A 12,523-nucleotide genomic window follows, 5' to 3' on the forward strand; every position below is an offset into this window, starting at 1 on the left:
GCCGGCTTTGCCGACTGCCATATGCAACTGTTTCCTTCAAATGAAGAAAGCAGGAGCTTCGTTGTGACTGCTTGCCGTCAAGTAATGAGGAGTAGCGAAAAATGCAGCATGTGGATCACAGATACTTCTGCGTACGTCTGCGGGCGAACCGCGGTACATTTGCAGCAACTTTGATTCCAAATCGTGTCATGTTTTTGAAACCATAGTTTTAATTCAGTTGTACATGATAACCGCTAATGGCGCAACCGTGAAAAATGTAGTAATTTGCGGTTCTAATAAATTTGACCTTTTCCTAAGAATATTCCCCTTTTCTTCCGCCAAACGTACGGAAACAGCGGAACGAAGCTGCTTTTGCAGCAAATTGGGGTAATTTTCTTATATGTCGCTTCCATGAAAATGAAAGCGCTTTTCTGAAATTGACGGCAAGTTTCCTTACATTGGTAAAACGCTTTCATCGTGAAGCAGCAAAAAAACGGCTGCCCGCCTCGTCGGCTGACAACCGTTTTATGGATGAACAGGGGGTTATTTGCTTCTTTCGCCCGCCGCCGTTTCGCCGATCAGCTCGAGCAGGACGGAAGGCAGCGCAAACTGCTGGTTGTTGATGACAATTTGCTGCACGTCGTCTTCGCCATGGCCGGCCCGTTCTTCCTTGAGCTCTTCGATTTCCCGGTGCAGCCGCTCCATCTGGCGATCCAGCGCCGCGGCGGAATCGGCCGCCTCCTTCAACTCGAGCAGCAGCCGCGACGGAACGTCTTCGTTGTATTTGTAAAAGATTTTGTGCTCGAGGCTTGCCCAAAAATCCATCGCGATCGTGCGAATTTGCACCTCGACGCAGACGCGCTCCTCGCGGTCCGACATAAAGACCGGCACCTCCAGCAGCAGGTGCAGGCTTTGGTAGCCGTTCGGCTTCGGGTGTTTGATGTAATCTTTCACCTGGATCACCGTCAAGTCGCGCTGATTGCCCAGCATGTCCACAATGCGGTAAATGTCCGAACGGAACGAGCAGGTGATGCGCAGGCCGGCGATGTCCTGGATATGGTATTTGATGCTGTGGAACGAAAAGTCGCCGCCTTTGCGCATCAGCTTCTTCATGATGCTTTCCGGCGATTTCAGCCGCGACTTCGTATGTTCGATCGGGTTGTAGTCGTGAAGCAGCTGAAATTCCTCTTTCAAAATTTCAATCTTCGTTTCGAGCGCGTCCAGCGCGAATTTGTACATCATCATAAACCGGGTAATGTCGTGCTTGAACTGTTTCAGCTGCTGCACCTGCAGAGCGTTCATCGGCAAGCTCCTTTCGGTCTTCAATGCTTTCCTGCTACGTATGGCAATCGTTGTTGGTTTCATAACGGCTCTCAATCGCTCTTGCATGCTTGCATTCGCCTTGCTGCTCGCTCATCCAGTATAGCGTCCGTTTATGAACGGTATATTAATAAACGACGATGCTCAGGCCAAAAACGTTGCCAAATACCAAACGCACGCGACGTTGACGGCAAACAAGGCCGGAATGCCGAGCAGGAACGAGATGTGCTTCGTTTTGTGGCGGAAGACGCGCATGCCGAGCCATATGCCCATGGCCCCGCCGAAAGCGGCGTAGCCGAACAGCGTTTTCTCCGGGACGCGCCGGCCGCGCTGGCGCGCAAGGCGTTTGTCGTGCCTCATGACGAAGTAGGCGACGATGTTGACGATCAGCAAATACAAGACGACGATTTTCACGCGATCCGTCCCTCCCGTTTCCATTATGCCATTTTGCAGGGCGGCAGCGCAAAGGTGGCGCCGGTGGCGGTTTGAAATATTGAAATAAGCCATGTTTTATTGGCTATTTGGCTCAAAATGGCTGGCGTGCGGGAAATAGCCAGTGTTTTCGCTGGCTATTCGATCGGGAAAGCCGGTTATGGGGGAATTGAACTGAAATAGCCTGTGTTTTTGCTGGCTATTTTCAAGTGAGCGGCGTTTTGAGGGGGAATAAGCCATTTTTTGTGGGCTATTTTTCGCTGGGCGACGGGTCGGCTACTCTAACTTCGGTGCGGGGCGGGCGGCTGAGCTACTTCGTGAATTGTTGTATAATCTGCAACAACTCACCGATTTGTTTGGCTCAAAAACAAAATTGTTGTACATTTTGCAGCAATTTCTGCTGAAATGGCTCGTTTCCTGCCTTTACCGATTATATTGTTGTACAGAATACAACAATTTGCAAAACAAGCCGCTGATCGGCTGAAATTGTTGTACAATTTGCAGCAATTCTGCCGCAACGGGCAGGAAGCTATCGTCGGCCGCGGCTGACTCGAAACCAAAAAGCAGAAAAGCCGCCCACAGAGCGGCTCTTCTGCTTTAACATGCCCAAACCGCCGGCTACACCTGCGCAATCGCCGGGTCGTCCAGACGAACGCGGCGCCCTTCGCGCGACGACACATACGACGCCAGCACCATCCGCAGCGCCGCCAGCCCTTCCTCCGCCGTGGCGATCGGCTCCCGCTCGCCGCGCAGGAATTCGGCCAGCGGCAACGCCAGACCCTGGATTCGCCGGCTATGCGCCGGAGGCGACGCGATGTCGCTCGCCGTCCACTTGCCGTCCGCCGGCTTGTACCACTTCAGCCCCGCGCCGCCGCCATCCGGCCGAGGCACGTTGCAGCTTACGGCGTCGCCGTAGTTTTGCACGATCGTGCCCTTCTCGCAGACAATTTCCATCGTGTTCTCCGCCGCGGTGCAGGTGAACGAGCCGTTCACTTCTGCCAGCGGCCCTCCGCCCGGATAACGGAAAATCGCGATCCCGTTATCGTTCGGAATGCGCGGGTTGTACAGCGACGCGATCTCCGCAGTTACGCTTTCCGGCAGCCCTAACAACCAGAGGAACAGATCGAACGGATGCGAAGCGTCGTCCGCCCAGATGTCCCGGTTGTAGCCCGGGTTCACGTGCCACGAGTCGGCAAAATCGGCGTTGAGCCCCATCGGCAGCCCATGGCGCCGCCGCACCATAAACACCTGGCCGAATTCGCCGCTCGCCAGCATCGCTTTGATCGCCGCGTTCTGCGGGTCGACGCGCATTTGCCACGCCATCGTGAAGCGCACGCCGTGCCGCTTGACGGCGGCAACGATGCGTTCCGCTTCGCCGAGCGTAAGCGCGAGCGGCTTCTGCAGCACGATCGTTTTGCCGCTGGCTGCGGCCTGCTCGACAAGCTCCGCGTGCAGCGACGTTTCCGCGCCGATGACGACGGCGTCGATATCGCCGCGCGCCAGCAGCTCCGCCGCCGAAACGTACGGCTCCAGCCCAAGCGTTGCCCGCGCTGTCTCCAGCCGGACAGCGTCGTGATCCCAGCCGGCCGCAACCGTAACGCCAAGCTCCGGATCGTTTAACCATTCCTTGCAATATGTCGTCACGTGCCCATGGGCAAAACCGAGCACCCCGATGCGTTTGCCGCCGCTCATCCGATATAACGCCTCCCCGATTCGCGCCGCCCTGCTGCGACAGCGCTTGCTGCCTCCATCATAAACGCCGGTCCGCCGACCCTGCATTGCCGATCAAGCCATTCATGCCAGCGATAGCGACAGCCGAGCCAACAGGCGGCACCAAAGCAGTTTGCCATATCTCCGCATTCGGGTGGGGATGCCTTATTTCACATCTGCTAACGCGACGCCTCGATGTTGTCCAAATAAACGCTGCCGTTCGCCCGCTGGCTGACGATGCGGAACGCGCTCAGCTTGTGATCCGCTTCCGTCAGCGCCGCATTGTACGTCTGATTGACGACCGGCGTCAGCGTGCCTCCTTTCGGACCGGCCGAGATGACAAGCGTATTCGCGGCAAAATCGAGCCGAACATCGAACGTATACCACGCGTTCAGCGTAAACGCCGGCAGCAGATTCGTGTAGACGCCGCCCGAAAACAGCTTCAGCCCGTAAGTCGCGTCGCTTGTCAGCTGCACCGTTTTGCTCCCGGTATAGAGCAGCAGATGGTCGCCCGTGAAGCTGGCGCTGCGCGCATAATCGAAGCGGAAATGCGCCGTATCGCCCGGGCTGACGAAATTGTACGTGAACATGGCGGCGCCATCCTTCGGCACGGCAAGGCTCAGATCCCCGCCGCCGGGAACCGCGGCAACCGTCCACGCCGCCGGCCAGCTCGCCGGGTAGGCGTCATACGGCTGGCCAACCGCGCCGTCGTTGAAATCGACGACGAGCGGCCACTCCGGCCCGCCTACCGTTACCGCGGCGGCGTCCGAGAAGATCGACTCGTCCTCGCCGGAGGCGCCTTGGGCGCGAATGCGATAAAACTGCTCGGCATCCGTCGTCTGCCGTTTGACCGTGTACGACGTGCCGGCGATCGGGCCGGTCGCCAGCTTCCGGTACGGCCCCGCCGCGTCGTCCGCGCGGTAGACCGAATAACCGGTCGCCCCGGGAACCGCGTCCCAGGCGAGCTGCACTTCGTTGCGGCGCGGCGTCGCGGCGAGCCCGGTCGGCTGCGCCGGCCCGTTCCAGGCCGTGACGTTGTCGAGAAACACGCGGCCGGCCGCCCGCTGCGACACCAAACGCAAGGCGGTGATTTTGTCGCTGGCGGCGGAATAAGCGCCGTCGTACCGCACGGTCAGCGCTCCATCCTGCGGACCGGTGCGAATGACGAGCCGATCGGCGGCAAAATCGAAATCAAGCGCAATCGTATACCACTCGTTCAGCTGAAAGCCCGGCAGCAGGTTGACGTCGCCGCCCGCGGCGCTGTATTTCAAGCCGTACGTCGCGTCGGTAATCGTCTGGACATAGCTGCCGCCCGTATAAATCAGCAGCTTGTCCGGCGCAAAATTCGCTTCGCGGCTGTAGTCGAAACGCAGATGCGCCCGGTCGGCCGTCTGCGTCCAATCGTAGGTCAGCATCCCCGCTCCGCCGTTCGGAATCGCCAAGCTGCGGCTGCCGCTGCCCGGCCCGTTCGCCACGGTCCACGCGGCCGGCCAATCGGCCGGCGCCGCATAAGGCTGACCGACCGTGCCATCCTCGAAGCCAACCGCCAGCGGCTGGCGCAGCGGCTTCGTGACGGCGGCCGCATGCAGCGAAGGAGCCGACTCTCCCCCGGCGGCCACGGCCGTCACCCTGTAATAGTAGGCGCTGTCCGCCGTCAGCCCCGTATCCGTATAAGCCGCAGCGCCAAGCGCCGTCAAAGTCAGCAAGCTGTAAGCGCCGTTCGGCGTCAAAGCGCGGTACACCTTGTACCCCGTCGCTCCGGCCGTCGTATTCCAGACGAGCTTGACCGAGTCGGCATCCTGCGCCGTCGCTTTCAGTCCGGTCGGCGCGCCCGCTGCGGCATAAACCGGCACGGCGGGAACAGTACCCGCCGGAAACGCGGGAGCGGTCAACTCGTTCAGGTACGTCTCCAGATTCGTATATCCGTCGCCGACAAAATCGCCGTTCCGGTCCGTCGCATCGTTCGGATCGAGCCCATGCTCCCGCTCCCATACGTCGGGCATGCCGTCGCCGTCCGTATCGGCCGGCACCTCCGCCGTTTGCAGCGTCGGCCAGACAAGCGCCGCTTTCGTCATATGCCGGGCGTCGATCGACGTTTGCTGCTCCGGCGTCACCGTCTCCGCGGTATAAATCAGGCTGCCCGTCCCGTTCTCCACGTCGCCGACCATCGCAAGATCGACCGCATCGCGCCGCAAGCTGGCGCCGGCGTAATCGAGCACTTTGCGATACGCGGTTTCCGCGCTGTCCTGCGGCGACGGATTCGGCATCGCGTACGGCGCGTCCGTAAAGGCGCCCGGGTTCGTAATGACGCCGGCGCCAATATTGTTCGGGTGCGAGCTGACCTCGTACGTGCCGTCGTATTTGACCGCCACGTTGCCGGTCAGCGCGATGCTCGCATCGAGGCTGTCGGCCGCGCCCAGCACCCGCGAAGCGAGGCCGGTCGTGCTGATGCCGGCTTTGTAATAATTGTTGATCATGTTGCCGGCTTCACTGAATCCGTACATGCTTTTGTAGCCCCAGTCGTACAGCACGTTGTTCCGCACGTCCATCGATTTGCCGGTAAAACGCGGGTTGCGGCTGTCGTTATGGGCGAGCAGGTTGTAATAGTAGGTGGCGTTCTCCCCGCCCCAGATGCCGCCGAAGCCGTGGAATCCTTTGCCTTCCACGCCCGACAGCACGATCGGCTGCGCCAGCAGGCTGTACTGCAACGTGAAGTTGGTTTCATTGTAAAAGGAAGCCGTTTCATCGGTTCCCCAGCTGGCCGAAATATGGTCGAAAATAACCTGCTCGCGGTTGCCGCCGGAGACGGCGTCCGTATCCGTGCCCGCGCCGTCGCCCGGACGGAAGCGAAGGAAACGCACGATCTGATTGTCGCCCTGGAAATAAACCTGGTGCTTCTTGAAGGCGATGCCGTCGCCCGGCGCGCTCTGGCCGGCGATCGTCAGGTTCGAGGCGGTGACGAACAGCATCGACTCCAGCTCGATCGTGCCCGATACGCGGAACAGCACGGTGCGATTGCCTTGGCTGACTGCGTCGCGGAACGACCCCGGTCCCGAATCGTCAAGGTTCGTCACATAATAGACGTCGCCCCCGCGACCGCCGGTGGCGAACTTGCCGCCGCCTTCGGCTCCCGGGAAGGCCGGAATCGCCCCCGGCACCACTTCCGGCTGCAGCGCCGGCGGCTGCGGCGTGCCGACCGCCGGTCCGACGAAGACGGCGTACATATTGCCGAAGCCGCTGTAGCCGGCCGCGTTGCCCGCGCCAAGCGTCACCGTGCCGGCGGGAAACGTGCGGGCATAAACGCGGTAAGCCGTTTCGGCGACGATATCGCCGTATGTATCCTTGGTTGCCGAGTGAACGATGTCGCCCGTATACGCCCAACCGTATTGCGGCGCAAGCCAGTATTCGGCATTAAACAACTCCCGGTACGAGGCGTCCGTTACCGATGCGACATACACCGTAGCGTCCCGGTCGATCGTAAACGAAAGGAACGACTTGGCCGACTCGTTTTTGTGCGGGCTGCCGCCGGTGCGAATATACGACAGGCCGGCATAAGGGCCGACTTCCGTGTAGACGGTAGCGCTGTCGTTCACGTACACCGGCCGATCAGGCTGCAAATCGTCATACACCGCATACGTCAGCGGCTGCGCCCATGTCAAACGAAGTGCGATGTCGCCGATGCCGATCGAGGTGGCAGCGGCTGTCCCGGCAAACGGGAGCAACGAAACGAACAGAACGAACGACAGGAACGATCCCAGCAAACGCTTCACGGACACCCTCCTCCTGATAGATGGACTGTAGAACAAGATCAACGTATAACCGCAGGAAGGTATTCGTCAAGAAGCACATATGCTCGCCAATATCCACCCGGCATTTCGCCACGATTCAACAAATTTTCCGAAAATCGGACAAAATTCGCTGCAAAGGTACGCTTCGCGAATAGATGTACCTTGCGCCCGGCGCCCTCGCTTCGTTACGATCGATGCATATTACATGGGGTTGCCTTGCCCACAGGCCAGTCGTCGCAGAGGAATGAAAAAGAGAGGGACAGCTATGAGACGATTATCGTGGTCGGAACGAGTGGCGCGCGCCTTGATGACGCGCGAATCCGCATTTGCGGAGCAATGGAAAAGCGGAAACTGCCATATCGCGCTGCAAGGCGTGGAATATGTTTGGCGTACGACCAAACAGGCCGATTATCTCAACTATTTGCGCCATAAAGTCGACTCGTTGATCGACGGCGACAGCAGCGAGTGTCATATCGGAAGCGCCCGAGCGCTGCTTTTTTTGTACCGCCGCACCGGCGAGGAACGATACCGGCACGCAGCCGCACGCGCGCGCGCGAAGCTGCTGCCCGCGCTGGCGCAACCGGATCGGCACGGGCACGAACCCGCCTTTGTCGCGGAAAGCCGCACCGACGCAACCTGCAAACTGGCGCCGTTCTTCGGGAAGTACGCCGTCTTGTTCGGCGAACCGGAGCTGCTGGAGACGGTCGCTCGTTCGCTTCTGCTTTCCCATGGATACGACGGCGAACGAATGGAGTCGGGGGAAAGAGCGAATCCGCTTTCGGGAACGTTTCTGATGGCGGTCGTCGACCTGCTCGACTTTTTGCCTGTGCACCATCCGAACCGGCAGCCGCTGCTGGCCGTCCTGCAAAACCAATTGCGGCTGCTGATCCGGACGCAGCTGCCGATGACCGGCCTCTGGCAGGAGCCGCCCGGAGCAGGCGGCAGCCGATCCGAAGAAGCAAACATCGCCAAGCTCTCCTGCCTGTTCGTATACGCCCTGTTCAAAGCGGCGCGCAACGGGCATATTCCCCGCACGTTCGGCCATTATGCCCGCCGCGCCTACGAAGGCATCCTGACCGAATGGGCGGCGGAAGACCGCAGCGGCGGGCCGCGTTGCCCGGACGGACAACCGGACGCCGCAACCGCCGGAGACGAAGGCGCTAACGGAGCGGATGTTCCGGATCTGAACGGCATCGGCGCCTTTATACTCGCCAGCGTCGAAGCCGATTTTGTCAGCGAGCTGACCGGCCCGGTTCGCTGACCTTCACCTTCCCAATCCCCTCTAGCTTGTTGCCCGTTTGCCGCTTATACTAAGCATACGGAGCGACAGCAAGGGAGGATTTTTTGCCGTGCGTCAACGAGCGATAGCGTGGGTTATGATCGGCATCGTCGTCCTGACGGGCTGCACCGGTCGCGAAACGGCACTCGTCCGCAAGGAGGCAGCAGCAGCAGCCTTTCAGCCGGGGGGCGGCAAGTACGCCAAGGAGTTGACCGTCACCGTCTCCCGGGCGATCACCGATCCCGCCGAGCTGCGGAACGATCTGGAAGCGAAGATGCTGAAGGAGAAATTCAATCTTGTATTCAAGGCAACGGACTATCCCCGCAACGACTGGGCGACGAAAGTGACGCTCCAGCTCGCGAGCGGCGAAGGGCCGGATTTTATGCCGTATACGCGCGATATATGGAAATCGGTCGAATGGATGGCCTCCGGGTTGCTGCGGCCGTTTACGCAGCGCGAGTTGAAGGAGCGGCTCCCCCATTACCTTAGCAACTGGACGCCGCAGGAATGGGACACCGTGTTCCGTTCGACCCGCTTTTCCGACGGCTACTTGTATTTTTTGCCTTCCCAGCGCACCATTCCCGCTTCTTCCGGCTGGCAATACCGCAAAGACCTGTTCGACCGCTACGGGCTGACGTTTCCGCATACGCCGGACGAAATGCTGTCGACGCTCCGCACGCTGAAGCGGCAAACGGGCCTGATCCCGATTGTCGCCAACTCGAGCGCCGCTTCGCCGCTGGTTGGCATCAGCGGTTTTTTCCAACTGTTCGGCATGCCCGAACTGCTGCTGCAATGGACGTCGTTCGTCGATCCGAAAACGAATGCCTTTACGGCTTATCCGATGGCGACCGATCTCAGCCGGCCGCTGCTGTCGTTTCTGCACCAGATGTACGCCGAAAATTTGATGCTCAAAAATTTCGCAACCGCTTCCAACGAACAGGTCAAGAAGCTGGTCGCCCAGGGGCACTCCGTCATCATGCCGACGGCGGTCGATCCGGCGTACAACAACATGCTGCAAAGCGCCGTTCCCGGCGTGAACTGGGTGTGGGCCGACAATTACGACCACCCTTCCAACGATCCGAACGAAATTTTGTACAAGCGCGATTCGCTTTATTCCTACTGGGGGCCGGCGATCAACAAACGGACGAGCCCGGAGAAGGTCGACCGGCTGCTCGACTATCTCGACTGGACGCAAACGGAAGAAGGCAAGCGCTGGTATACATATGGCAAAGAAGGCGTTACCTATACGATGAAGGACGGCGTCCCGGCCTTGCTGCCGAACATGACGACGCCGCTGAAGCCGATTGGCGACAGCTTGCCGAATTACGGCATCAACATCGGTTTGATCGGGTATGGCGGGTTCATCACGTTCCATCCGTCGTTCAACGAGACGTATTCGAAGCCGAAGCTCGACATTTCGCGCGTGCTGCTGAACAAGCCCGGCTACTACGGTCCGGTCGAACCGATTTTGCAATTCACCGAAAACGAACGCAAACGCGCAGCCCGGCTGGAAGCGGTGCTGAACGGCGTACGCGACGAATATTGGCTGAAGTTTATTATGGGCGTGCTCGATCCGGACAAGGACAAGGATTGGCAATCATTCCTGCAGGCGGCGAACGACGCCGGCCTGGACGAAGTCATTCAACTGAGAACGCGAGCCTACGTGCGGGCGCAATAACGCCTTGCCGCCTTCGCACCGGGGACGACACCATTTGCCGCGAGGTCCGATAAGATGCTGCAAACCATACTGCAGAACGGTCACGACAAACGCTCGCAGCGCATTTTCCGCAATGTGCTGCTTTCGCTTCTGATTATGCTGCTGATTCCGATGCTGCTCTCCGGTCTGACCTATCACGAGGCGGCCGCCATTGTGGAGCAGCAGTCGCGCGAAGCCAAGCTGGCCGTGCTGGAGCAGGCCCGTGATATTATGGACAATTACTGGAACAATATGGATGAAACATCGATCCAGCTGTCCTTCGATCCGCGGCTCAGCGCCTTGTTCCATACCCCCATTCCGGACCAAAGCTCGTCGCTGCAGTTCGACCTGTGGGACTATTTCAAAGATTTGCGCACCCGCGCCGCCATCAGCGACTCGCTTGGCAACTCGTTTTTTCTGGTCGTCCGGACGGGCGACCTCGTTTTCTCCAAAAACCAGCTGTCCGGGTCGACGCGCGAGTTTTACCGGGATGTGTTTCATTACGAAGGGATTCCTTACGAAGCGTGGTACGACGACCTGTTCCGAAAACCGCGGTTCCGCGCCATATATCCCGCCCGTCAGGCTTATATCGACGGACGGCCGACGTCCGTCATCACCTATGTCACGTCGCTGCCGCTCGGCTCCGGCGTGGACAACCAGGCGGTCATTGTATTCACCGTGGAAGAAGAGCGAATCATTCGGCTGTTCAAGCTGGACGAACAGCCCGATTCCGGCGCCTTCGCCATTCTCGACGGTTCCGGCGTGCCGATCACCGGCAATGCCGGCGCGAGCTTTCCGGCCGCTATCGACGTATCCGGCGCGTTGCACGGCTACCAGCACGCCAGGGTCAACGGCCAGGACCGGCTGTTCGTGTATGCCAAGTCCGCTTACAATAATTTTACCTATGTCGCATCGCTCCCCATGGCGGAAGTGATGAGCAAGGTGAATCATATCCGCAATATCGCGACCTTGGTGACGCTCGTCTCCCTGATCGTCGGCATTCTGATCTCGCTGCTGCTCGCCTCCCGCCAGTCCAAGCCGTTCCGCGAGCTCGCCGCCGCGTTCGCCCGGCTGCAGGGCAGCAACCGCCATATGCAGCATGCGCTCGCCAGACAGGAGAACGCGCTCAAGAACGTGTTCATCGAACGGCTGTTCAAGGGCGAATTCGAGGACAGAGCCCATATGAAAGCGATGCTCGTGTATGTCGGGCTCGATATTCGGGGCCGAACGTACACCGCTGCCGTCATTCACATCTATCGGCAGGCGCATGCCGTGAATACGGAAATACTGGAAGAGCTCAGCCTGCTCCGGGCGGTGATCGAAGAGACGGTGCGCCAGCACATCGGCACCTCCGGCCTGCTGCAGATCATGAAAGAAAACGAGCTTGCCGTTCTCCTTCTCTCCGATCACACCGACCCGGATGCCGCCGCCGCGGAGGCGGAAACGTTGTTCGCCGCCGCGGCCGGCGCGATCAAGGACCGTTACCTGATAGCGCCGATTATCGGGATCGGAGAGGCATACAGCGAACTGCTCGATGTGCAGTATTCGTTCCAGGAAGCAAGGAGCGCCGCGCAGCACATCAGTGCCTGCAGCGAAGACAAGCGGACGATCGCCCGTTATTCGCACATCAGCAAAGTTGATGTAGGCTACTACTACCCGACCGAAATCGAAATCCGCCTCATGAACGTCGTCAAGGCGGGCAATGTGGCGGAATTGTACCCGCTCGTCCGGCATCTGCGCGACGAAAATTTCGTCTCCCGCAACCTGCCCGGCAAAATCGGCGGTTTCCTGCTGAACGACCTGAAAGCGACCGTCATGAAGCTGCAAAACGAGCTGAGCGCCACCGAACGCGCGACTGAGGAGGCGGACAGCGCCGAGCTGCGGGACCTGGCTTCCGCCATGCCGACGGACGGACTCGACAAACCGTTTCAGGCCGTGTTTCTGCAGCTGCTGCGGTTATGCCAGGCGGTCGACAAAAACAAAAAAAGCCGCAATACGCGGCTGCTCGACAATATTGTCGCTTATATCGGCGAGCGCTTCCAAGACCCGAGTCTCAGCTGCTATGCCGTCGCTTCCCATTTTAACGTGTCGGAATCGTACCTGTCGCAATTTTTCAAGGAGCAGTCGGGGGAAACGTTCAGCTCTTACGTGGAGCAATTGCGCCTGTCGCTCGCCCGCCGGCTGATCGCGGAAGGCGCGCTTTCGATCGAACGGATCGCCGAACAAACCGGCTACAACAGCACGCATTCGTTCCGCCGGGCGTTCAAGCGGGTCGTCGGCGTGTCGCCGTCCTCGTACAAGGAGCTTGGGTAACCGGCG

General features: G+C 59.6%; 7 protein-coding genes. 3 read left to right on the top strand and 4 right to left on the bottom strand.

Annotated elements, in window-relative coordinates:
* Positions 1 to 522: 522 nt before the first annotated feature.
* The 4 genes from EXY20_RS36415 to EXY20_RS36430 all read right to left on the bottom strand — a co-directional run bounded on the left by EXY20_RS36415 (position 523) and on the right by EXY20_RS36430 (position 7,211).
* Positions 523 to 1,281, bottom strand: coding sequence for a GTP pyrophosphokinase (locus EXY20_RS36415; RefSeq protein ID WP_135557350.1), 759 nt, complete (start codon positions 1,279 to 1,281; stop codon positions 523 to 525).
* Positions 1,282 to 1,443: 162 nt separating this feature from the next.
* Positions 1,444 to 1,713 carry a DUF1294 domain-containing protein gene (locus tag EXY20_RS36420; RefSeq protein WP_235886375.1) on the bottom strand — a complete coding sequence of 90 codons (270 nt, stop codon included), beginning with the start codon at positions 1,711 to 1,713 and terminating at the stop codon, positions 1,444 to 1,446.
* A gap of 636 nt (positions 1,714 to 2,349) precedes the next feature.
* A complete protein-coding gene (locus tag EXY20_RS36425) occupies positions 2,350 to 3,423 on the bottom strand; it encodes a Gfo/Idh/MocA family protein (RefSeq protein WP_167859772.1) in 1,074 nt (357 codons plus the stop codon).
* A gap of 197 nt (positions 3,424 to 3,620) precedes the next feature.
* Positions 3,621 to 7,211: a fibronectin type III domain-containing protein gene (locus EXY20_RS36430; RefSeq protein ID WP_135557353.1), complete on the bottom strand. Its 3,591-nt coding sequence runs from the start codon at positions 7,209 to 7,211 to the stop codon at positions 3,621 to 3,623.
* A 283-nt stretch (positions 7,212 to 7,494) separates the two neighbouring features.
* Between EXY20_RS36430 and EXY20_RS36435 the strand changes: the two genes are divergently transcribed.
* The 3 genes from EXY20_RS36435 to EXY20_RS36445 all read left to right on the top strand — a co-directional run bounded on the left by EXY20_RS36435 (position 7,495) and on the right by EXY20_RS36445 (position 12,517).
* Positions 7,495 to 8,490, top strand: a complete 996-nt coding sequence (locus EXY20_RS36435) for a glycoside hydrolase family 88 protein (RefSeq protein WP_167859773.1) — start codon at positions 7,495 to 7,497, stop codon at positions 8,488 to 8,490.
* A gap of 88 nt (positions 8,491 to 8,578) precedes the next feature.
* Positions 8,579 to 10,186: an extracellular solute-binding protein gene (locus EXY20_RS36440; RefSeq protein WP_135557355.1), complete on the top strand. Its 1,608-nt coding sequence runs from the start codon at positions 8,579 to 8,581 to the stop codon at positions 10,184 to 10,186.
* A gap of 54 nt (positions 10,187 to 10,240) precedes the next feature.
* The gene (locus tag EXY20_RS36445; protein ID WP_135557356.1) at positions 10,241 to 12,517 is read left to right on the top strand and encodes a helix-turn-helix domain-containing protein; all 2,277 of its coding nucleotides are present in this window, start codon (positions 10,241 to 10,243) and stop codon (positions 12,515 to 12,517) included.
* The last annotated feature ends 6 nt before the right edge of the window (positions 12,518 to 12,523 follow it).

The organism is Paenibacillus cymbidii (genome assembly GCF_004764705.1).
GTDB classification, from domain to species: Bacteria; Bacillota; Bacilli; order Paenibacillales; family NBRC-103111; genus Paenibacillus_AN; species Paenibacillus_AN cymbidii.

Coding starts and splice junctions, on each gene's coding strand:
- EXY20_RS36415 (WP_135557350.1), bottom strand. CDS start 1,281: ATGAACGCTCTGCAGGTGCAGCAGCTGAAACAGTTCAAGCACGACATT.
- EXY20_RS36445 (WP_135557356.1), top strand. CDS start 10,241: ATGCTGCAAACCATACTGCAGAACGGTCACGACAAACGCTCGCAGCGC.
- EXY20_RS36435 (WP_167859773.1), top strand. CDS start 7,495: ATGAGACGATTATCGTGGTCGGAACGAGTGGCGCGCGCCTTGATGACG.
- EXY20_RS36425 (WP_167859772.1), bottom strand. CDS start 3,423: ATGAGCGGCGGCAAACGCATCGGGGTGCTCGGTTTTGCCCATGGGCAC.